This is a genomic window from Streptomyces sp. NPDC033177, assembly GCF_055577715.1.
In genome coordinates, this window is sequence record NZ_JBVIPS010000001.1 from 345624 (window position 1) to 366074 (window position 20451).

Sequence of the window (20451 nt, forward strand, 5' to 3'; positions counted from 1 at the left end):
CGTACGAGGCTTCAGTGGCCTTCCCCCGTGCTTCCCCCGATGAATTCCGCTGAGTCCCCCGTTGTTTCCTGCGATCCCCCGTTGCCGTCGGCGTGTTCACCCGCCGACAACCACAGCGTGACGCAGGCCGCTGCAAATTCTCTGCAAGTCCGGGGCAAGCGGATTGCAGGACCGTCATTTCGGGCGGCTCAGAGCCCCGGCTCGTTCCGTTCGCGCGCCTCGTACGCGGTGAAGACCTCCCGAGCTTCGGCCCGCAGCGCACCGGCCGCCGCCCGGTCCCCCGCGGCCTCGCGTGCCGCCGCGAGGTCACGCAGGGTGCGGGCGCGGGGCAGCGGAAGCCCCAGGTCGTTCCAGAGATCGGCGGCCGCGGTCAGGTGCTGTTCGGCGGCGGCAAGGCGGTCCGCGGCGAGCTCGCACTCGCCGAGGGTGCGCATGGCAAGGGCCTCGCCGAAGCGGTCGCGCTGGCCACGGCAGATGTCGAGGACCTCGCGGATCTCGGCCTCAGCCTCGCCCGAACGCCCCAGCCTGATACGGGACTTGGCGCGCGCCTGCCTGGCGTACGCGAGCATGAGCGGGTCCCCCAGGGTGCTCAGCAGGTCCACCGCGCGCCCCGACAGCTCCTCCGCGGTCGCGTACTCGCCGAGGGCGCGGTGCACCAGGCCGAGCGAGCGCAGCGTCAGCGATTCGCCGCGACGGCTGCCAAGCCTGCGGTAAGCCTGCAGCGATTCGTCGAGGAAGGAGCGGGACGCCGCGAAGTCGCCGAGTTCGAGCTGGACGGATCCGGCGTACCGGCAGGACAGGCCGAGGCCCGGATCGTCGTGGAGCTCCCGGAACCCCTCGACGGCGCGCACCAGCGTCTCCTGTGCGGCACGCAGTCGCCCCGCCTCCCGCAAGGCGCTGCCGAGCCCGGCGAAGGCGGCGGCCTGTCCGCGTACGTCACCGAGTTCGGCGCAGAGGCCGGCCGCCTGCTTGAAGTAGCCCTGCGACTCGGGGAACCGGTCCTGTTCGTAACGGAGTTGCCCCAGGCCGATGAGCAGCAGCGCCTCGCCCGCCCTGTCCTCGGCGCGGCGGGCCGCGGCCAGTGCCGCGTCGTGCGTGCGCCACCACGCCTCGAAACGGTTGCCGACGGTGTACGCGGAGGAGCACAGCGCCGCCGCGGCCTCGCAGGAAAGGGTGTGCAGGTCGAGGGCGGCCGCGCGCTCGACGGCGGCGGCTATAGCGTCGGCCTCGGCCTCGAACCAGGCGGCCGGGTCGGCGAGAGCCCGCTGGGTGGCTTCGGGTCCGACGGGGCGCACGAGCTGTCGCAGGGAGCGGGCGGAGCCGTTCGGGCTCGTGGAGTCCAGGAGTCCGCGGTGCAGCTCGACGGCGCCCGAGGGCGTGGCGGACGCGGCGAGGCCGGTGAGCCAGAGCCAGGCGCCCAGTGCGCGGCCGACGGCGGCGGCCCGTTCGGCAGGCGGGTCCTCGGCGTCGGCCCGTTCGGCGGCGTAGACGCGGACCAGGTCGTGCGGCCGGTAGCGGGGCTGGCCCGCGCGGTCGACGCCGGTGCAATGCAGGAGCTGGGCGTCGATGAGCTGCTCCACGACGCGGTCCGCCTCGGCTTCGGGCACGTCGAGCAGGGCGGTCACCACCCACGCGGCGACATCGGGTGCGGCGAGCAGGCCGAGGCGGCGCAGGGCGGTGCGGGCGGGGGCGTCCAGGGCCCGGTAGCTCATGCCGAGGCCGGCCCGGACCTCCAGGTCGCCGACGGCGAGTTCGTCCAGGCGGTGGTGTTCGTCGGCGAGCCGGTCGGCGAGCATGCGCGCGGTCCAGTGGCGGCGGGTGGCCAGGCGGGCGCCCGCGATGCGGATGGCGAGCGGGAGCCCGCCGCACAGCTCGACGATGCGCCGGACGGCCTCCGGCTCGTCCCTGACGTGCCGCTCTCCCGCGACACGGCCGAGAAGCTCGGTCCCCGGCTCGGTGTCGAGCACGTCCAGATCGGTGCGGTGCGTACAGGGCAGCGCGCCGAGGCGGGCCCGCGCGGTGATGAGCACCCCGCAGGTTGCGCTGCCGGGGAGCAGCGGGCGCACCTGGGACTCACTGGCCGCGTCGTCGAGCACGAGCAGGACGCGGCGTCCTGAGACCAGGCTGCGGAAGAGGTCGCGCCGTTCGGCGTCCCCGTCGGGCGGATCGGCTCCCAGGGCGTAGAGGAGCCGGCCGAGGACTTCGCCGGGCGCCACCGGGTCCGTGGCGCCCCGCAGTTCGGCGTACAGCTGCCCGTCCGGGTATGCCTCGGCGACCTGGTGCGCCGCCCGCACCCCCAGGGTCGACTTGCCGACGCCGCCGGGCCCGGAGAGGACGACGACAGGCATGGCCTCGCGGGGCCCGGACAGCGCGGCCCGCACATCGGCCAGTTGCGCGTCCCGGCCGGTGAAGTCGCCGATGATGGGCGGGAGGAGGGCCGCCACGGGGACAGCGGCGGCATCCCGGAAGCCGTTGGCCTGCTCGGGGTCGCCCGGACCTGCCGGCAGCAGCTCCTCGTCGGCCCGCAGTATCGCCTCGTGCATCCGCCTGAGGTCGGGGCCGGGATCGATGCCGAGCTCCTGGGCCAGGACGTCGCGGCCCTCGGCGTAGACCGCGAGCGCGTCGGCCTGCCGCCCCAACCGGTAGAGGGCCAGCATGAGTTGGCCGCGTGGCCGCTCCCGAGTGGGGTGCCTGGCGACCAGTGCGGTGAGTTCGGCCACCAGGTCCGTCTCACGGCCGGACTGGGCCAGCTGCGCGGCGATCCGCTCCTCCAGGGCCGCCTGCCGTGCCTCGTCCAGCTGGTCGGCCATGGCACGCAGTGTCTCGCCGATCCCGCCGAGCGCGGGGCCGCGCCACAGCGCCAGGGCGTCCCCCAACAGCCGCGCGGCGGCGCCGTGATCCCCTTCGGCGGCCGCCTGCCTGCCCTGCACGGCGAGGCGCTCGAACTCGACCCGATCGACGAGGGTGGCGTCCGCGTGGATCAGATAGCCGGGCGGCCGGGTCTCGATGACGTCGGCGGACAGCGCGCGGCGCAGCGCGGAGACATACGACTGGATCAGGGAACGTGCCGTGTCCGGCGGCCTCTCGCCCCAGATGGCGTCGATCAGGGCATCGACGGACACCACGCGCCCCGGCTCAAGGAGCAGCGCCGCAAGGAGTGCCCGCGGTTTGGGTCCGCCGAGACTCAGGCGGCGGCCCGCACGCCACGCCTCGACAGGGCCCAGTAAGCGGTAGTCGGTGTCCTTGTCCAAGCCCGTCTCCATGGGTCCTTGCCCCGCGCCGCCCCCACCCGCCCCGCCCCCGACCGGCTGGTCATACTACGTCTGCCCGCAATCAACTCGCGTGCACACCAAGGGAATCAGGCCATCCGTCGGCGGGGCGCCGCGCAGGCCCGTGCACGGGCCGTCTCAGCCGGGTGCGGAAGGGCCCTTGCGGGGAGAAGACCCCTCGCCCGCGTCCTGCTCCGGCGCGTCCGGGGCCGGCGCGAGCGGCATGCCGCCGCCACCCTGGAGGCGTTCCAGATCGGCGGGCCGCACCTGGATGACCAGCAGGGCGATCAACGCGGCGACGACGGCGAAGACGGCCGCGGCGATGAAGGAACTGGAGATGCCGGAGGCGAGGACCTGGTCACCCCAGCGCCCCGGCAGCTCCCCCGTCCTGCGGAACTGAAGCTGCTCGGCCGGGGTCGCCTCGGCCAGGAAGCGGGGGACCTGGTCCGTGGCCTCGTTGCGGCTGGCCGTGCCGAAGACCGTGACCAGGACGGACAGGCCGAGCGAACCACCCACCTGTTGCGTGGCGTTGAGGATCCCGGAGGCCGCTCCGGCGTCCCGCGACTCCACGCCCGACACCGCCATCAGCGTCAGCGACACGAACTGCATGCCCATGCCGAAGCCGAAGACGAGGACGGGGCCGAGCAGGCTTCCCGCGTACGTGCTGTCGACGTCGGTCAGCGTCAGCCAGCCGAGCCCCGCGGCGGCCAGCACCGCTCCCACCACCATGAAGGGCTTGGGCCCCCACTTGGGCAGCAGCTGCGAGGCGAGCCCCGCGCCGACCGCGATGATCGCACTCACCGGCAGAAAGGCCAGCCCGGCGCGCAGCGGGCTGAAGTTCAGGATGTTCTGCACGAAGAGCGTCAGGAAGAAGAACATGCCGAACATGGCTGCTGCCAGGCACAGCATCATCCCGTAGACACCGGCGCGGTTGCGGTCGCGGAACATCCACAGGGGCGTGATGGGCTGCTTCGAGCGGCGCTCGACGGCGAGGAACAGGCCCAGCAGAACGACGGCCGCCGCGAAGGCCGCGATGGTCACGCTGTCGCTCCAGCCGTCCTCGGAGGCACGGATGAAGCCGTACACGAGCAGCACCATGCCCACCGTGGAGGTGAGGGCGCCGAGGATGTCGAAGTGGCCCGGGTGCCGCTCGGACTCGCGGATGTAGCGGGGTGTGGCGAAGGCGATGAGCAGGCCGATGGGGATGTTCACGAACAGCACCCAGCGCCAGTCGAGCCACTCCACGAGCAGACCACCCGCGAGCAGTCCGATGGCGCTGCCGCCCGCCGAGACGGCCGCGAAAACGCCGAACGCCCTGTTGCGCTCGGGTCCTTCGCGGAAGGTCGTGGTGATCAGCGAGAGGGCGGTCGGCGAGGCGATGGCACCGCCGACGCCCTGCAGCGAGCGCGCCGCGAGCAACTGCCAGGATTCCTGGGAGAGTCCGCCGAGCAGCGAGGCGAACACGAAGAGCAGGACGCCGAACATGAAGACCCTGCGGCGCCCGAGGATGTCGCCGAGGCGCCCGCCGAGCAGGAGCAGACCACCGAACGTCAGCGTGTAGGCGTTGACCACCCAGGACAGGGTCTCGGTCGAGAAGCCGAGCGAGGTCTGGATGTGCGGGAGCGCGATGTTCACGATGGTGATGTCGAGGACCACCATCAGCTGGCACGAGGCGATGACGAGGAGTGCGATACCGCTGCCGCTGCCCCGCTTCGGGGAGGCGGCAGGCTCCGGGGGTGTCGTACGAGAGCCTGTCATGGGAGTGCCGTTGGGTCAGTCAGGCGGTGAACGGCGGCGTTCACCGCTCTCAGGCTAAGCCCGGCCCTCGGACCCCGCCAATCGCAGAAAGCTCCGGCCGGAGTGTGACCCACGACACCCCGGCCACGCGATGACTTGATCGCACCCTTCGGGTCCTACTGGCAACAACACTTCGCGAGACGGGACGGCGTCACCATGACCGAAGCCACCAAGGGCCCTGCCAGCTACTTCCCCTCGATCGAGAAGAAGTACGGGCGCCCGATCGCGGAGTGGAAGGACCTCATCCGTTCCTCGCCGCTGACCAAGCACATGGACCTCGTCGGCTGGCTCAAGACCGACCACGGCCTGGGACACGGACACGCCAACGCCCTGGTCGCGCACACCCTCGCCGAGGACCGCGCGAAGTGAGCCGTCCTACCGGCTCAGCACGGCGCTCCTCTTTCCGTTGCGGCGCCGGGCGAGCCGGTGGAAGGCCTTCGGGGCGCTCTGCCGGGCGGGCAGGGCGCCCGCGACCGCGTCGGCCAGGAGCGTGGTGACCGTCTCGGCGGCGCAGGTGCGGTTGGCGCCGATGCCACCGCTGGGCCCCCGCTTGATCCAGCCCACCACGTAGGTGCCGGGCCGTCCCGTCACCCGGCCGCCCTCGTGCGGGACGGTGCCGGTGGTTTCGTCGAAGGGCAGTCCGGCGACCGGCACCCCGCGGTAGCCGATCGCGCGCAGGACCATGCCCGTCCCGATCGTCCGCTCCCCCGACGCGTCCGCGACGCGCACGCCCTGGACGGTTTCGTCGCCGAGCATCTCCAGCGGGGCCGAGTGGAAGCGGAGCACGATGCGCCGGCCGGGGGCGGGCGCCTGCGCCCAGTCGACGGGCTCGCGCGTGACGCCGCGCAGGAGGGCCGCCCTGCCCTTGGGGTCGGTCGACCGGTCCGCTGCGTCGATGACGGCGGCGATCCGGGGGTCGTGGTCGTCCACGACCAGATCCAGGCCCGGTACGTGCTTGAGGGCGAGCAGTTCGGACTTGGTGTAGGCGGCGTCCTCGGGGCCCCGCCGTCCGAGCAGGACCACTTCGCGCACCTTCGCGGACCGCAGCGCCGCGAGCGCGTGGTCGGCGATGTCCGTGCGGGCGAGGCTGTCGGGGTCGGCGAGCAGGATGCGGGCGACGTCGAGGGCCACGTTGCCGTTGCCGACGACCACCACGCGCTCGGCGGACAGGTCGATCGCGTCCGGCGTCGCGTCCGGGTGGCCGTTGTACCAGGCGACGAAGGCCCTCGCGGAGATGCTGCCGGGCAGATCCTCGCCCGGCACGGACAGCGTGCGGTCGGCCGACGCGCCCACGGCGTAGATGACCGCGTCGTGGTGGGCGGCCAGCTCCTGCGCGGTGACGTCGGTGCCCACGTCGAGACCGAGATGCATCCGCACCCTGGGATGGGTGTGGAACCGCGTGAAGGTGTCGCCGACCTTCCTGGTGGCGGGGTGGTCCGGCGCGACCCCGAAGCGCACGAGGCCGCCGGTCACGGGCAGCCGGTCGATCAGGGTCACTTCGGCGCTGGTGTGCAGGAGCAGGTCCTGGACCGCGTACATCCCGGCCGGTCCCGTGCCGACGACGGCGACCTTGAGCGGCGCGAAGTCCGACGGCAGGACCCGCGGGAAGGACGGCTCGTCCCAGGTGTGGAAGTTCGGCCCGTCCGGGGCCGGTTCGGGCGCCCGGTCCGCGAAGTACGCCGCGTTGATCGCCTCGTACTCCCGCTGGGAGGCGGGCAGGCTGTCCACCGGGAAGATCGCCTCGACCGGGCAGGCGTCGGCGCAGGCGCCGCAGCCGATGCAGGTGGCCGGGTCGATGTGCAGCATCTCCGTGCTGCCGAACGCCCTTTCCTGCGGCGTCGGGTGGATGCAGTTGACCGGGCAGACGGCGACGCAGGTGGCGTCGTTGCAGCAGGTCTGGGTGATGGCGTAGGAGGTCATGTCGTCGGCTCGACTCGCTCGGGTCCGGTGAGACTGGCTCAGATGAGGTGGGCGCGCTTGTAGAAGGCGAGTGCCGGCTTGGTGAGCAGCCGGGAGGAAGCCAGGAACTCCATCAGGCCCGAACAGCTGGACCGCATCATGGACTTGTGGTGTTCGTTGGCCTTCGCCTCGGCGAGGGCACGCTTCTCGTCGAGCCCGGCGTTCTCGTACACCTTGGGGTTCACCATGCTGGTGACGATGTAGTACGAGGCGATGGCGACGACGAAGGCGTTGATCTGGCGGCGCAGCGGGCCTGCTCCGGAGAGCCGCTTGGTCGTCTGGTCGCGGGCGAACTTCATGTGCCGGGATTCCTCGACGACATGGATGTTGTTGATCGTGCGGACGAACGGCACGACACGCTCGTCGCGCATCCAGTCGCGCTGCATGACGTCGAGCACCTCTTCGGCCACGAGGATCGCGGCGTAGGCCGCCTCACCGAAGGCCACCGCCTTGAAGGCGCGTCCGAGTTCCATCGCGAACCGCTTGGGCCGGTAGGCGGGCGCGCCCAGCTTCCGGGCGCCGCGGGCGAACATGATCGAGTGCCGGCACTCCTCGGCTATCTCGGTGAGGGCCCACTGCACTTCGTCGCTGGCCGGGTCCTTCATGTAGACGTCGCGGAGCACCATTTGCTGGAGAATCATCTCGAACCAGATGCCCGTGCTGGCCACCGACGCGGCTTCCTGCCGCGTCAGCTCCTTGCGCTGCGCCTCGGTCATCTCCTGCCAGTAGGCCGTGCCGTACAGGGAGCACCATTCCGGGCTCGCGCCGTGGAAGTCGCGGTCGAGGGGGGTCTGCCAGTCCACTTCGGTGGCCGGGTCGTAGGCCAGCTCGGCGGCCGAGTCGAGCAACCGCCGGGCCACGTCGTCTTCTTCGGGGTGATCCTGCGCTGCCGGCCGAACAGTGCTGCTTGCCATGCTGCGGCTCCTTGACTCTGATGCGTACGTTCTCTTGTTCGCTCAGGCAACGGACCGGGGCGCCGTCCCGCAACGCGCCGCGGCCCGCTTGTTAGACAGACCGTATAACAAGGAAAGCGGCGAGCCTACCCCTGAGTAAGAAGTGAATCGACGCAAGTTCTTGCAGCAACAAACCCGGTCACATCCGGGGTAGTTGAAATATCTTGCAGAAAGCATTGACGCGTACATGGGTGCGAGGCAGGCTCCCCTTCGGAATCCCCCCACGGCAGCCTCCCCCACGAGTAGTTGCCTTCTTTGGGCACAGCTGTGCCCGGTCTCGAAGGAGCCGCAGCATGCAGTACCGTTCCCGCCTGCTTGGCGCGACGTCGGCCGGGGTCCTGGCCGCGGCCGGTCTCGCGACGTTCGCGCCCTGGCAGTCGCAGGCAACACCGCCCGGCGAGAAGACCGTCACCGCCACCATGTTCGAGCGGAAGTTCGCGGACGTGGGCAAGGCCTGCACGGAGCAGCTGGGCCCGTCGGGCTACGGCTACGTCCAGGTGTCGCCCGCCTCCGAGCACATACAGGGTGACCAGTGGTGGACCTCGTACCAGCCCGTCAGTTACAAGATCGCGGGCCGCCTCGGCGACCGCGCCGCCTTCAAGAGCATGGTCGACGCCTGTCATCAGGCGGGCGTCAAGGTCATCGCGGACGCGGTCATCAACCACATGGCAGCGGGCTCCGGCACGGGCACGGGTGGCACCGCGTACGGCAAATACGAGTATCCCGGCTCCTTCCGGGACGCGGACTTCCACACCTGCCGCACGAGCATCAACGACTACACCAGCCGTGACAACGTCCAGAACTGCGAGCTGGTGGGCCTGGCCGACCTCGACACCGGCAGCGACGCGGTACGGAGCACCATCGCCGCCTACCTGGACGACCTGCGGTCCCTCGGCGTGGACGGCTTCCGCATCGATGCCGCCAAACACATGGCCGCCGATGACGTCGCCGCCATCAAGGGCAAGATGAGCGACCCCGGGTTCTGGGTGTCGGAAGTCATCCACGGGGGCGGCGAGGCCGTCCAGCCCGACGAGTACACCGGGGTCGGCGACGTCGACGAGTTCCGCTACGGCGGGCACCTCAAGAGCGCCTTCCAGGGCGGCGACATAGCGCAGCTGAAATCGATCGCGGACGGCAAACTGGGCAGCGGATCGGCCCGTACGTTCGTCGACAACTGGGACACCGAGCGCAACGGCTCGACGCTCACCTACAAGGACGGTGCGACCTACGCCCTGGCCAACGTCTTCATGCTCGCGTCCCCCTACGGCTCACCGAACGTGTACTCCGGCTACGAGTGGTCCGAGAAGGACGCGGGCCCGCCCAGCGGCGCGGACGGCTGGACGAACACCCACACCCAGCAGGCGATCACCGGCCTCGTCGGGTTCCGCAACGAGGTGGGCACAGCTGAACTGACCGACTGGTGGGACAACGGCGGCAGCGCCCTCGCATTCGGCCGCGGCGCCAAGGGTTTCCTGGCCCTCAACAACGGCGACGGCGAGCTGACCCAGACCTTCGCGACGTCTCTGCCCGGCGGCACCTACTGCAATGTCGCCAAGGCGCCGGCGGACAACTGCGAGGGCAACACGGTCACCGTCGGGGACGACGGAAAGATCGAGACCACCCTGCCCGCCCGCAGCGCACTGGCCCTGCACACCGGGGCGAAGGCGGGCTGACCCTACGCCAGGCGGAACACCGGGTGACGTGGCGACTCGGCGGCGAACTCTTCGTCCGTCGAGTCGCCCGTCACGTCGAAGTAGGGGCGGGTGACGGGCACTTCGCGCCAGTACTGGCGAAGGACGGGGACGCTTTCCTCAGGGCCGAGCTCGATCACGCGCACGGTCTGCGACGTGCCGCCCCTGCTGAGCTCGATCTGCCCGGCCGCGCGGGCGTTGCGCACCCAGTTGCTCACCCCGTAGGCGCCGACGACCCAGCGCTCACCCCCGGCCGACATCACGTCGACCGGCGTGGAGAACAGGCGGCCCGACTTCCTGCCGCGCACGGTCAGGACGTACCGGTAGCTCTTGCCCATCCCTCGCCGGGTCATCGCCTGGAACACTCCGTTGATGAGACGCGTCCCGAATCCGACGCGATACGTCTTCGCCATCAGCCTTCTTCCTGTCGGGCCACGGCGGTCACCGCGCGGCCAGCAACTGAACCGCGCCTTGCCGGGCCTGGCGCGCCGGTTCGGGCGAGCCGGATATGGCGGCCGCGGTCATGGCCCCCTCCGCGAGCAGGACCAACGGGCCGACAGTACGCCCCGATTCGCCCGCCGCGGCCACAAGTCCCGACATGTAGTCATGGAAGGCGCGCTTGTGCGCCCGGACGGTGTCGGCCACCGCCGGGTCGACGGACCCGAGTTCACCGAAGGAGTTGATGAACGCACAACCCCGGAAGTCCGGCTCACGGAACCACTCGTAGAGCCAGTCATAGACCGCGAGGACACGCTCCGCGCCCGCGGGCCGGGCGTCGGCGTACTCGGCGAGCCGCGCCCTCCAGCGGCGGTCGCGCCGTTCGAGCCACGCGCGGACCAGCTCCGATTTCGACGGGAAGACCTGGTAGAGGCGCTTGAGCGACACTCCGGATGCCGTACGCACCTGATCCATGCCCACGGCCTGGACTCCTCGCTCGTAGAAGAGCTCGTCGGCGGCGTCGAGCAGCCTGACTTCCGCTTCGGCGCGATCCATGAGACTCCCGGGAAGGGTGAGAACGTACGTTCTCTCAGGCTACTACGGGATCGCACGCCACCGCACCGTTGCGCGAGAACGTCCGTTCTCCTATCGTGGGCGGCCTTGACGGAGAACGATCGTTCTCGCCGTCCCTCTCCCCCTCAACCCGAGGAGCCAGCCATGAGCACCCGTCCACCCGTTCCGCCGTTCACCCGGGAGACCGCGACCGAGAAGGTCCGCCTCGCCGAGGACGGCTGGAACTCCCGCGATCCCGAGAAGGTGGCCCTCGCCTACAGCAAGGACTCCCGCTGGCGGAACCGCGCGGAGTTCGTCACGGGGCGTACCGCCATCGCCGCCTTCCTCTCCCGCAAGTGGGACCGGGAGCTCGACTACCGCCTCATCAAGGAACTGTGGGCGCACGACGGCCACCGCATCGCGGTGCGCTTCGCCTACGAATGGCATGACGACTCCGGCCACTGGTACCGCTCGTACGGCAACGAGAACTGGGAGTTCGACGACGACGGCCTGATGCGGGCCCGGCACGCGTCCATCAACGACCTGCCCATCGAGGAGTCCGACCGCAAATACCACTGGCCGCTCGGCCGCCGCCCCGACGACCACCCCGGCCTCAGCGACCTCGGCCTCTGACCGCGACCCAGCGACTCAGAAGCAGCGGCAGCAGTACGCACTGCGCGGCCACCGCGGCCCAGAAGAGACCGGCGCTGCCGCCGCGTTCGGCCAGCTGGTAGCCCGCGCCTCCCATGATCCCGCTGGCGAAAGCCCCGATCCCGGCCGCGAGCCGCTGGTGGCCGAACACGACCGCCGGCGCGCGCGGCGAACGGTCGAGGGCCTCGAGGTCGTTCTTGAAGAAGAGGACGATCTCACCGAGGCATACGAGCAGGGCACCGGCCATGATCGCGGCGTGGTTGCCGACGGCGAGCGTGGCCATCCCCGCGGCCATCGCGCCGAACCCGAGCCACAGCGCCCGGACGTAGGGAAGGCGTGCGATCCGGTCCGATAGGAGCGGCTGCGCGACGACGAGCAGCAGGGCGTAGAGCGCGAGGACCAGTCCGTAGTACGTGGTCGATGTGCGGGGCACCGCGTACAGCGCGAGGTAGTGCTGGAAGAACATGAACACGTACAGGCTCAGCACGGTGGTGGTGAAGGGCAGCACGGCTAGACCGGCGAACGCCCTCTTCCGGCGTGGAGGCGGCTGTTCCTGTCCAGTTCCGGCACTCCGCCTGTGGTCCGGGCTCTCGGCCGGCAGCAGACCATGGCCCACGGTGATCACCGCGAACAGCACGGTCACCGCGGTGAACAGCCCGGCGGAGGCGCTGAGGACGAAGGGCGCCGCGGCCAGCGGCCCCAGGGCGATGCCCGCGTTCAGGGCCGAGCCGCTCGCGGACAGCAACAAGGGGCGCTGCCCGGCGTCGACCTCGTGGATCAAGTATGCCTTGTTGGCGGGCAGGTAGAGGGCGGCGCCGACCGACACCAGGAAGAGGGCGAAGACGGCGGCTACCGGGTGGCGCAGGCCGGGAAGGAAGCAGGCGAAGCCCGCCGTGCGGATCGTCAGGGCGAGCAGCATCGTGTGCCGCAGCCCGATGCGTTCGGCGACCGCGCCGCCCACCACTCCGCCCGAGAACTGCACCAGCGAGGCGACGGCCAGTACGACGCCGACCGTGCCGAGCCCCATGCCGAGCCGCTCGTGCAGCAGCACCGACATGAAGGGCAGGACGGCGAAACTGCCCAGCGGGATCAGGAACGACCCCGCGAGCAGGAAGCGTTGCGGCCCGGTGAGCCGCGCGATGCCCGATCGCAGGCGCCCGCGCGGCTTGCCCAGGAGTGTCACTCCTGGGCGTCGGCGGCGACGAGCGGACGTATGCTCCCGGCCGCGCTGAGCGCACGGTGCAGGGCGAGTTCGGCCGTCGCGCCCTCAGCCAGGACGATCCCGGTGCAGCCGCGTTGATCATTCATGTGTTCCAGGTGGTCGCCGGGGGCCGCGGTGGGGTACCACTCGGGCGAGCCGGGGAAGGCGGCGAGGCCGTCCAGGCCGGTCCATCCGGTGAGGGTGCCGGGCCGGTCGGGATAGACGAGGACGAAGCCCGTGGCGGGGCCGGTGGCCGCCGGTACGTCGAACAGGGCCGGACGCAGGCCGAGCGCGACGGCGATCACCGCGTCGTACACGTTGGTGCGCAAGGCGCGGCACAGCGCCTCGCCGACGAGCGCGCCGCCGATGCGGCGGTTGATCTCGACGAGCTCCGGTCCTTCGGTGGTGAGGACGAACTCGACGTGCGCGAAGCCCTCGTCGTGACCCGCGGTCGCGAGGACGCGCCCCACCCAGTCCTGGATCAGGTTGAACTCTCCTTCCGGCAGGGCGACGGGGAAGGAGGCGGCCTCCTCGCGGACGGACGGCTCGGCGGACATCTGGCGGCTGAGCACCCCCAGGAGCTTCGTCTCGCCCGCCCAGCCGAGCGTCTCCGCGCTGTAGACGGGCCCGGCGAAGAAGGGCTCCGCGAACAGCCGCCCGGAGAAGGCGCGTCGGGAGGCTTCACGGAGAGCGGCGTGCAGCTGCCGCTCGTCGCGGACCAGCCAGACGTTGCGGGACGAGGTGCCCGCCGAGTCCTTGAGGACCACCGGCAGGCCGATCTGCCGGAGCACCGCTTCGGCCGCCGCGGGCTCGGCCGGGATCGAGAGGGCGGAGCCTCGGCTCAGGTTCTGTTCGTGCAGGAGGTTGCGCACCCGGGACTTGTCCCGCAGGACGCGGACCGCTGCCGGGTCGGGTCCCGGCAGGCCGAGTCGGGCGGCGAGGTCCGCGCCGGGCACGCTCCAGGTGTCGGTCGAGTTGATGAGCCCCTTCAGGCCCGGTACGGCGGCAAGGGCCTCGGCGCACGCGGCCATGTCACGGGTGTCCACGTCGACGATGTCGAGTGCACCCGGTTCCAGGCGCTCCAGTTCATGCCGGTAGACGGCGCGGTCACCCGTGAGCAGGCAGAGCCGGTGCCCTGCGGCGTCGGCCGCCTCGACAAGCCGTCCGAGGCCGAAGGTGAGTGCTTCCAGGGCGGCGATCGTCACGATGCCTGTCCCTCCTTCTCGTGCTTGGCGTGCTTGGCGTGCTTGTCGGACTGCTTCGTGCGTACGTCGTAGCTCCGCCGGTTCCACTCCATCGACGACCACGGCAGCGCGAGATCGGCCAGGTCCGTGATCTGGTGCGGCTTGAGGGTCCGCGGGTCGAGCGCCTCCTGGTGCCGGGAGAAGACCCGCTCGGTGTAGCGGTGTCCGGTGTCGGCGCCGATCACCAGATGCGTCCGGTCCGGGTTGCGGGCCGCCTCCCAGGCCGTGACGAGGTGCGCCGCACCGGTGGAGAGACCGGCGAACACCGCGTGGGCGCGCAGCAGATCGACGGCTCCCGCCATGGCGTGCCGGAAGTCCACCCAGTGGAGGGCGTCGTACAGGTCGTGGCGGACGTTGTCGAAGGGGATGGAGCTGCCGATCCCGGCGATGATCGCCTCGGGATCGTGGAAGTCCTCGCTCCCGAACGTGACGCTGCCGAAGGGCTGAAGGCCCAACAGCCGTACCTCACGTCCGCGTTGACGCAAGGGCTGGACGAGCCCGCCGGTAGACGCCCCGGTGCCGACGGCGCCGACCACGGTGAGCGGGGCATCGGGCAGCGCCCCCTCGACGAGGTCCGCGAACTCCTCGTAACCCGCGTAGTGGACGCCGTCGTGATACTGGCGCATCCAGTGCAAGTCGCTTCGCTCGGCGAGCAGTTGGCGCACGCGGTGCACGCGTCGCTCCTGGTCGAGCCGCAGGCTGTCGGAGGGCGGCATCTGGTCCACCGTGGCGCCAAGGATCTCCAGCTGGGCCCGCATCGCCGCGTCGACGGTGGTGGAGGCCACGATGTGACAGCCGAGCCCGTAGCGGTGACAGGCCATGGCGAGGGCGAGTGCGTAGATGCCGCTGGAGCTGTCGACGAGGGTCTGGCCGGGCCGTACGGCCCCGCGTTCCAGGAGGGTGCGGACCGCGCCGAGCGCCGCGTACACCTTCATCGTCTCGAAGCGTGCGAGAACGACGTTGTCGGAGAGCCGCAGCAGGTCGGGGGTCTTCATCGCGTCGGTGATGTGTCCGTGCACGGTGGCGGCGGTGGACGCCGGGGGCGCGGCCGTGCGCAAGGGGGTCACCGTCCGACCGACCGGAGGTAGCCGCCCAGGTCTTCGGCGCCCTTGACGTTGCGCGGGCCGCTGACGGCGTCGCCGTAGGACATCACGAAGAAGCGGTTCCTCTTGACGGCCGGGACCGACTTCAGGCTGTCGAGCGACTTCAGGTACGCGATCTTCTCCCTGGCGGGCTGGTCGGCGTAGTCGATGATGACGATGACCTCGGTCTTCGCCTTGATCACCGGCTCCCAGCCCACCGTCGTCCAGCCCTTGTCCAGGTCGTCGAAGACGTTCGTGGCGCCCGCGGCCTTGATGATGTCGTTCGGTGCGGCATGCCGCCCGGCGGTGAAGGGCTGGTCGGTGCCCGAGTCGTAGACGAAGACCTTGGCCGGGTCGCCCTTCTCGGGCCAGGTCTTCTTCAGCGCGGTGACGCGTCCCTTGAGGTCGCTGACGAGCTTTTCGGCGCGCTTCTCCACGCCGAAGATCCGGCCCAGGTTGTCGAGGTCCGTGTAGAGCGCCTCCAGGGGTGTGACGTCGACGCTCTTGTCGCCGTAGTCCCAGCACGTCTCGGTGTGCAGATAGCTGGCGGACCCGACCTTCTTCAGGAGGGCGGGCGTGATGCCGCGCTCCTCGCTGAAGCCGGAGTTCCAGCCGGCGAGGACGAAGTCGGCCTTGGCGTCGGCCACGATCTCGCGGGTGATGCGCTCGGTGCCCAGGCGCTCCACGTCGTTGTAGTCCTCGCGCCAGGGCGAGCCCTTGATGGAGGGGTCGCCGAGCTTGTTCATGACGTAGCCGCGCATGCGGTCGGCGAGGCCCAGGGAGAACATCTTCTCGGCGCCACTGACGTCGTAGGCCACCGGCCGTTTCGGTTGGGTGTAGGTGACGTCCTTGCCGCAGTTGGAGACGGTGACCGTCTGCGCCTTGCTCTTCGCCGACGGCTCCACCTCGGCGCCGCAGCCGGTGGTCAGAAGCCCGGTCGCCAGGAGCGCGGCGGCTGCCAGGGTGCGGGGCAGTGGGGGTCGGATCATGAGTGCGGTCCTTCTGCCAGGGCGTCGGCGGGGGCCGGGGCGCCGGTGGGGGCGAGGTCGTAGACGAGTTGGGGCACCCCGGTACGGGGGTGGTGCACGACGGTGGCGTCGACGCCGAACACCTTGCGGATCAGCTCGGGGTTCAGGACGTCCGACGGGGTGCCGGTGGCGACCAGGGAGCCGGAACTGAGGACGGCGATGGTGTCGCAGGCCGCGGCCGCCAGGTTGAGGTCGTGCAGGGCCGTGAGCACCGTGAGGCCCGATCCGCGCAGGAAGGAGAGGAGCTCCACCTGGTGGCGGATGTCCAGGTGGTTGGTGGGCTCGTCGAGGACCAGGACGCGGGGTTCCTGGACGAGGGCGCGTGCCACGAGAACGCGCTGCCGCTCGCCCCCGGAGAGGGTGAGCACACTGCGGGCGGCGAGGTGGGTGACGTCCAAGCGGTCCATCGCCTCTCGGCACAGGGCTTGTTCGCGTGCGGTCAGGGGCTGGTTGCCGCTGGCGTGCGGGGCGCGGCCGAGGGCCACGACCTCCCCGACCGTGAAGTCGAGTTCGGTGTGGCTCTCCTGGGTGAGCGCGGCGATGGAGCGGGCGCTGTCGCGGAGCTTGAGGGATGTCAGGTCCGCGCCGTCCAGGAGCACGGCGCCTGACGTGGGCCTCAGCGCGCGGTAGACGCAGCGCAGGGCGGTGGACTTGCCGCTGCCGTTGGGACCGACGACTCCGACGATCCGCCCGGCCGCCACCTCGATGCTCAGCCGGTCGACCAGGGCACGCCCCGCCGCCTCGACCGTCAGATCCCGCAGTACGAGGGTCATTTACCGGCCTCCGAACAGATAGCCGCGGCGGCGCATCAGCACGATGAACACCGGTACGCCGATCAACGCGGTGATGACTCCGAGCGGCAGTTCCTCGGGGGCGAAGGCAGTGCGGGCGACGAGGTCGACCCAGACCAGGAAGCAGGCACCGGCGAGGGGCGCGACGGCGAGCACCCGGCGGTGCGTGGAGCCGACGAGGATGCGCACGACATGGGGCAGGACGAGCCCGACGAAGCCGATCGCGCCGCTGACCGCGACGATGAGCCCGGTGACCGCCGCCGTGAGGAGGAAGAGGCGGCGCCGCAGTGCCTCCGCGTCCACGCCCAGGCTGGCGGCGGTCTCGTCCCCCAGCGACAGCACGTCGAGGGACCTGCTCTGGCGCAGCAGCACCACGACCGTCACCAGGACGGCGCCGGCCGCGAGCGGCAGCGACTCCCAGGACGCCGAGCCGAGACTGCCGAGCAGCCAGAAGAGGACCGTGCGGGCGGCCTGGCCGTTCGGCGAGAGGAACACCAGCACGCTCATCAGCGCCTGGAACCCGTACGCCAGCGCGACACCGGTGAGGACCAGGCGCAACGGCGTCAGACCGAGCGGCCCACGCGCCGCCAGATACACAAGGACGGTGGCTCCGAGCGCCCCGAGGAACGCGGCGGCGGACAGCGCGTAGACACCGAGGCCGGCGAACACCCCGAACACCACGACCGCGGTGGCCCCGACGGAGGCGCCGGAGGAGATGCCGAGGACGAACGGGTCCGCGAGGGCGTTGCGCACCAGCGCCTGGATGGCGACGCCGACGACCGAGAGCCCCGCCCCCACCACGGCCGCGAGCAGCACCCGTGGGGTGCGCACGTGCCAGACGATGGAGTAGCCGGTGACGTCGTCGGCCCCGATGCTGCCGCCGGTGAGGGCGGCGGTCAGGAACCGTACGACGTCTCCGAGCGGCACGACGGTGGGCCCAAGGGCGATCCCGGCGAGGACGGAGACGACCAGGGTCACGGAGAGCACGGTCAGCGTGGTCAGTAGCCGGCCGCGGCCTGCTCTGCCGGTCGGTGTCCCGTCGGGGGCTGCCTCTGGGGAGGCGGTCCCCGTTGGGGCCTCGGATGTGGCCTCGGTCATGAAGTCCCTTCGCCCGCTGGGGTGTTCGCACTGACGCGGCCGCTCCTGCGCGGTGCGGCACGCTCCAGTAGTCGGCGGGCATCGCCGCGGAGTTCCCGGAGATTCACGGACTTCCCCGGTCACAGGCCGGGCTTGGTCCCACGGACGATCAGGCGTCGCGAATGCTGGTCGTAGGGCTCTTCGTCGAAGCCGCCGAAGCACTCCACGCCGGTGAATCCGGCGTCCTCGAAGAGCGTGCGCAGTTCGGCCGCGCTGTAGAGGAAGGAGGTGATCGAGGCCTCGCGCGCGATCCCGTCCCGCACGAGGGTCCAGTCGGTCCGCAGCCGCGTCCAGCTGTCCAGGATGGTGTCGCGCTGGACCACGTACGCGCCGTCGAGCTCGACGACTTGGGGGCGGCCGATCCAGCCGGCGAGCACTTCCTTGCCCATCACGTCGATCACCAGGTGCCCGCCGGGCAGCAGCGATTCGTAGGCGTTGCGCAGCACCTGGTAGTTGTCCCGCGCGTCGTCGAAGTAGCCGAAGGAGGTGAAGACGTTCAGCACCACGTCGTACGACCGGGGCTCGACGTGGGTGAGCATGTCGGCCCGGATCAGGCGTACATCGACCCCGGCGTCCGCACATGCCGCCTCGGCGCGCTTCAGCAGCGCGGCGCTGAGGTCCACCCCCGTGACCGTGTAGCCGCGGCGCGCCAGCGGCGCGAGGTAGAGGCCGGGACCGCAGCACAGGTCGAGGACGCGGCTGCCCGCCGGGAAGGCGAGCAGCGGCGAGCGGGCGACGATGTCCGCCGTCTCCGCCCGCCGCCGCTCGGAGAACATCGTCTCGGAGAAGTCGGACCAGAACCCGTCGTCCTCGTACCAGTGCATGCTGCCGCAACCTCGATCCAGTGAGCCGCTCGGAACGTGCTCACCAGTGGTCGGCCGCGAAACGCTTCTGGTTCCCGGTCAGCTCTGGTCGTTCAGTTGGGCCACCCAACTCGGCGCGCCCAGAGGCCGGCCACGTATCGGCCGTGCGACGACCGCGTCCCCGGCCTCCCGGGTCAGTGCGACTAGGCCCCGCTCGCCTTGAGCATGTCCTCGCGCTCGACGATCTTCACGCGCTCGCGTTCCTCGGCCGCGCCGAGTGCCTTTTCCGCGGCGTCCAGGCGGTACCAGCCCTCCCACGTGGTGAAGCGGACGTTCCGCTCACCGAGGAAGGCCTCGACGGCTGCCGGGTCGGGGGCGGTGGGCGTGTGGAGGCGGGCGTTCACGTGGTCGTCGATGAGGCTGGCGACCGTCTCGTTGGCGTCGCCCTTGGTGTGACCGATCAGGCCGACGGGGCCGCGGCGGATCCAGCCGGTGACGTACGTGGACCGCAGGTGCTCGCCGGTCTCCTCGATGACCCGGCCGCCCTTGTCGGGCACGGTGCCCGACGCGACGTCCCAGGGCAGCTTGGGCAGCTCGTCGGAGAGGTAGCCCACGGCGCGGTAGACGGCGCCGAGGTCCCAGTCCTTGAACTCGCCGGTGCCCTTGACGTTGCCGGTGCCGTCGAGGGCGGTGCGCTCGGTGCGCAGGCCGACGACCTTGCCGTCCTCGCCGAGGATCTCGGTCGGCGACTCGAAGAAGTGCAGGAACAGCTTGTGCGGGCGCTCGCCGATGTCGCGGATGGCCCAGTTCTCCAGCGTCTTGGCCACCATGTCGGCCTGCTTGTTGCCGCGCCGGGTCGCGATCGAGCCGTCGTCGTAGTCGATGTCCTCGGGGTCGACGATGACCTCGATGTTCGGGGAGTGGTCGAGCTCCCGCAGCTCCATCGGGCTGAATTTGGCCTGCGCGGGGCCGCGGCGCCCGAAGACGTGGACCTCCCGCGCCTTGTTGGCCTTGAGGCCCTCGTGGACGTTGGCCGGGATCTCGGTCGGCAGGAGCTCTTCGGCGGTCTTGGCCAGGATGCGGGCCACGTCCAGGGCCACGTTGCCGACGCCGAGGACGGCGACCTTCTCCGCGTCGAGCGGCCAGGTGCGCGGCACGTCGGGGTGTCCGTCGTACCAGGAGACGAAGTCAGCTGCGCCGTGCGAGCCGTCGAGGTCGATGCCGGGGATGTCGAGCGCCCGGTCGGCCGTCGCGCCGGTGGAGAAGATCACCGCGTCGTAGAAGCTGCGCAGGTCGTCGAGGTCGATGTCATTCGGGTAGTCGACATTGCCGAAGAAGCGGATCTGAGGCTTGTCCAGGACCTGATGCAGGGCCGTGATGATGCCCTTGATCCGGGGGTGGTCGGGGGCGACGCCATAGCGGATGAGGCCGAAGGGCGCGGGCATCCGCTCGAAAAGGTCGATCGACACACCGGGCTCGACCGCCACTGCGGATTTCAGCAGCGCGTCGGCGGCGTAGATGCCGGCCGGACCGGCTCCGACAACGGCTACCCGCAGAGGGCGAGACATGATCAGGTTTCCCTTCGAGCGAAGACATGGGGCTCGTGGGGAAGCCTAAACTAAGGCATCCTAAGTTAGTACCCGGCCTTGGCCTATGACCTCATAAGGACGGCTTATGGGGTCGCGAAGGCAGGGTTTGAGTCTCCCACCCGCCTTGCGCGCGGCACCGCGCCACCCACCGGAGCATGAAGAGGCCCCCGGGGCGCGAGGGAACTCCGGCGAGCGGCGTCTCGTTGTCAACTGGCCGGGGGTGCAACCGAGTTGGGGCCTTCGGTATCCATCCCCGCCCTTCCCGG

General features: G+C 70.7%; 17 protein-coding genes. 3 read left to right on the forward strand and 14 right to left on the reverse strand.

Annotated features, from left to right (window positions below):
• Positions 1-188: 188 nt before the first annotated feature.
• Together ACZ5U5_RS01725 and ACZ5U5_RS01730 are read right to left on the reverse strand one after the other, a co-directional pair.
• Positions 189-3263, reverse strand: a complete 3075-nt coding sequence (locus ACZ5U5_RS01725; RefSeq protein WP_469014964.1) for an AfsR/SARP family transcriptional regulator — start codon at positions 3261-3263, stop codon at positions 189-191.
• Between the two features lie 144 nt (positions 3264-3407).
• Positions 3408-5027, reverse strand: coding sequence for an MFS transporter (locus ACZ5U5_RS01730; RefSeq protein ID WP_469014965.1), 1620 nt, complete (start codon positions 5025-5027; stop codon positions 3408-3410).
• A gap of 195 nt (positions 5028-5222) precedes the next feature.
• On the opposite strand from ACZ5U5_RS01730, the gene ACZ5U5_RS01735 reads away from it, so the two are divergent.
• Positions 5223-5435: a DUF4287 domain-containing protein gene (locus tag ACZ5U5_RS01735; RefSeq protein ID WP_469014967.1), complete on the forward strand. Its 213-nt coding sequence runs from the start codon at positions 5223-5225 to the stop codon at positions 5433-5435.
• A 6-nt stretch (positions 5436-5441) separates the two neighbouring features.
• On the opposite strand, the gene ACZ5U5_RS01740 is transcribed toward ACZ5U5_RS01735, so the two are convergent.
• Both ACZ5U5_RS01740 and ACZ5U5_RS01745 read right to left on the reverse strand, forming a co-directional pair.
• Entirely contained in the window at positions 5442-6986 is a 1545-nt protein-coding gene (locus ACZ5U5_RS01740) for an FAD-dependent oxidoreductase (RefSeq protein ID WP_469014970.1), read from the reverse strand.
• Positions 6987-7024: 38 nt separating this feature from the next.
• A complete protein-coding gene (locus ACZ5U5_RS01745) occupies positions 7025-7939 on the reverse strand; it encodes an AurF N-oxygenase family protein (protein WP_469014971.1) in 915 nt (304 codons plus the stop codon).
• 332 nt (positions 7940-8271) lie between these two features.
• On the opposite strand from ACZ5U5_RS01745, the gene ACZ5U5_RS01750 reads away from it, so the two are divergent.
• Positions 8272-9651 (forward strand): alpha-amylase, encoded by a 1380-nt coding sequence (locus ACZ5U5_RS01750; RefSeq protein ID WP_469014974.1) that lies wholly within the window; start codon positions 8272-8274, stop codon positions 9649-9651.
• Between the two features lie 2 nt (positions 9652-9653).
• Here ACZ5U5_RS01750 and ACZ5U5_RS01755 read toward each other — a convergent pair whose 3' ends face one another.
• Positions 9654-10082, reverse strand: a complete 429-nt coding sequence (locus ACZ5U5_RS01755) for a nitroreductase/quinone reductase family protein (RefSeq protein ID WP_469014975.1) — start codon at positions 10080-10082, stop codon at positions 9654-9656.
• Positions 10083-10110: 28 nt separating this feature from the next.
• On the reverse strand, positions 10111-10662 hold the full coding sequence (locus ACZ5U5_RS01760) for a TetR/AcrR family transcriptional regulator (RefSeq protein WP_469014976.1): 552 nt from the start codon (positions 10660-10662) through the stop codon (positions 10111-10113).
• A 162-nt stretch (positions 10663-10824) separates the two neighbouring features.
• On the opposite strand from ACZ5U5_RS01760, the gene ACZ5U5_RS01765 reads away from it, so the two are divergent.
• Positions 10825-11292: a nuclear transport factor 2 family protein gene (locus ACZ5U5_RS01765; protein WP_469014979.1), complete on the forward strand. Its 468-nt coding sequence runs from the start codon at positions 10825-10827 to the stop codon at positions 11290-11292.
• Here the strand turns inward: ACZ5U5_RS01765 and ACZ5U5_RS01770 are convergent.
• The 8 genes from ACZ5U5_RS01770 to ACZ5U5_RS01805 form a co-directional block, all read right to left on the reverse strand.
• Positions 11273-12493, reverse strand: coding sequence for an MFS transporter (locus ACZ5U5_RS01770; protein ID WP_469014980.1), 1221 nt, complete (start codon positions 12491-12493; stop codon positions 11273-11275). The genes ACZ5U5_RS01765 and ACZ5U5_RS01770 overlap by 20 nt on opposite strands.
• Complete coding sequence (locus ACZ5U5_RS01775) at positions 12490-13716, reverse strand: ATP-grasp domain-containing protein (protein ID WP_469014981.1); 1227 nt, start codon at positions 13714-13716, stop codon at positions 12490-12492. The genes ACZ5U5_RS01770 and ACZ5U5_RS01775 overlap by 4 nt, the downstream gene beginning before the upstream one ends.
• Positions 13713-14750: a pyridoxal-phosphate dependent enzyme gene (locus tag ACZ5U5_RS01780; protein ID WP_469016856.1), complete on the reverse strand. Its 1038-nt coding sequence runs from the start codon at positions 14748-14750 to the stop codon at positions 13713-13715. The genes ACZ5U5_RS01775 and ACZ5U5_RS01780 overlap by 4 nt, the downstream gene beginning before the upstream one ends.
• Before the next feature lie 68 nt (positions 14751-14818).
• Positions 14819-15826, reverse strand: coding sequence for an ABC transporter substrate-binding protein (locus ACZ5U5_RS01785; protein WP_469014984.1), 1008 nt, complete (start codon positions 15824-15826; stop codon positions 14819-14821).
• Positions 15823-16638, reverse strand: a complete 816-nt coding sequence (locus tag ACZ5U5_RS01790; protein ID WP_469014985.1) for an ABC transporter ATP-binding protein — start codon at positions 16636-16638, stop codon at positions 15823-15825. The genes ACZ5U5_RS01785 and ACZ5U5_RS01790 overlap by 4 nt, the downstream gene beginning before the upstream one ends.
• The gene (locus ACZ5U5_RS01795; RefSeq protein WP_469014986.1) at positions 16639-17754 is read right to left on the reverse strand and encodes a FecCD family ABC transporter permease; all 1116 of its coding nucleotides are present in this window, start codon (positions 17752-17754) and stop codon (positions 16639-16641) included.
• 119 nt (positions 17755-17873) lie between these two features.
• Positions 17874-18617 carry a class I SAM-dependent methyltransferase gene (locus tag ACZ5U5_RS01800; RefSeq protein WP_469014989.1) on the reverse strand — a complete coding sequence of 248 codons (744 nt, stop codon included), beginning with the start codon at positions 18615-18617 and terminating at the stop codon, positions 17874-17876.
• A 182-nt stretch (positions 18618-18799) separates the two neighbouring features.
• Entirely contained in the window at positions 18800-20164 is a 1365-nt protein-coding gene (locus ACZ5U5_RS01805; RefSeq protein ID WP_469014991.1) for an FAD-dependent oxidoreductase, read from the reverse strand.
• Between the last annotated feature and the right edge of the window lie 287 nt (positions 20165-20451).

Excerpts from the sequence above, each read along its gene's own strand:
- ACZ5U5_RS01725 (WP_469014964.1), bottom strand. The coding sequence starts at position 3,263 with ATGGAGACGGGCTTGGACAAGGACACCGACTACCGCTTACTGGGCCCT.
- ACZ5U5_RS01730 (WP_469014965.1), bottom strand. The coding sequence starts at position 5,027 with ATGACAGGCTCTCGTACGACACCCCCGGAGCCTGCCGCCTCCCCGAAG.
- ACZ5U5_RS01735 (WP_469014967.1), top strand. The coding sequence starts at position 5,223 with ATGACCGAAGCCACCAAGGGCCCTGCCAGCTACTTCCCCTCGATCGAG.
- ACZ5U5_RS01740 (WP_469014970.1), bottom strand. The coding sequence starts at position 6,986 with ATGACCTCCTACGCCATCACCCAGACCTGCTGCAACGACGCCACCTGC.
- ACZ5U5_RS01745 (WP_469014971.1), bottom strand. The coding sequence starts at position 7,939 with ATGGCAAGCAGCACTGTTCGGCCGGCAGCGCAGGATCACCCCGAAGAA.
- ACZ5U5_RS01750 (WP_469014974.1), top strand. The coding sequence starts at position 8,272 with ATGCAGTACCGTTCCCGCCTGCTTGGCGCGACGTCGGCCGGGGTCCTG.
- ACZ5U5_RS01755 (WP_469014975.1), bottom strand. The coding sequence starts at position 10,082 with ATGGCGAAGACGTATCGCGTCGGATTCGGGACGCGTCTCATCAACGGA.
- ACZ5U5_RS01760 (WP_469014976.1), bottom strand. The coding sequence starts at position 10,662 with ATGGATCGCGCCGAAGCGGAAGTCAGGCTGCTCGACGCCGCCGACGAG.
- ACZ5U5_RS01765 (WP_469014979.1), top strand. The coding sequence starts at position 10,825 with ATGAGCACCCGTCCACCCGTTCCGCCGTTCACCCGGGAGACCGCGACC.
- ACZ5U5_RS01780 (WP_469016856.1), bottom strand. The coding sequence starts at position 14,750 with ATGAAGACCCCCGACCTGCTGCGGCTCTCCGACAACGTCGTTCTCGCA.
- ACZ5U5_RS01785 (WP_469014984.1), bottom strand. The coding sequence starts at position 15,826 with ATGATCCGACCCCCACTGCCCCGCACCCTGGCAGCCGCCGCGCTCCTG.
- ACZ5U5_RS01790 (WP_469014985.1), bottom strand. The coding sequence starts at position 16,638 with ATGACCCTCGTACTGCGGGATCTGACGGTCGAGGCGGCGGGGCGTGCC.
- ACZ5U5_RS01795 (WP_469014986.1), bottom strand. The coding sequence starts at position 17,754 with ATGACCGAGGCCACATCCGAGGCCCCAACGGGGACCGCCTCCCCAGAG.
- ACZ5U5_RS01800 (WP_469014989.1), bottom strand. The coding sequence starts at position 18,617 with ATGCACTGGTACGAGGACGACGGGTTCTGGTCCGACTTCTCCGAGACG.
- ACZ5U5_RS01805 (WP_469014991.1), bottom strand. The coding sequence starts at position 20,164 with ATGTCTCGCCCTCTGCGGGTAGCCGTTGTCGGAGCCGGTCCGGCCGGC.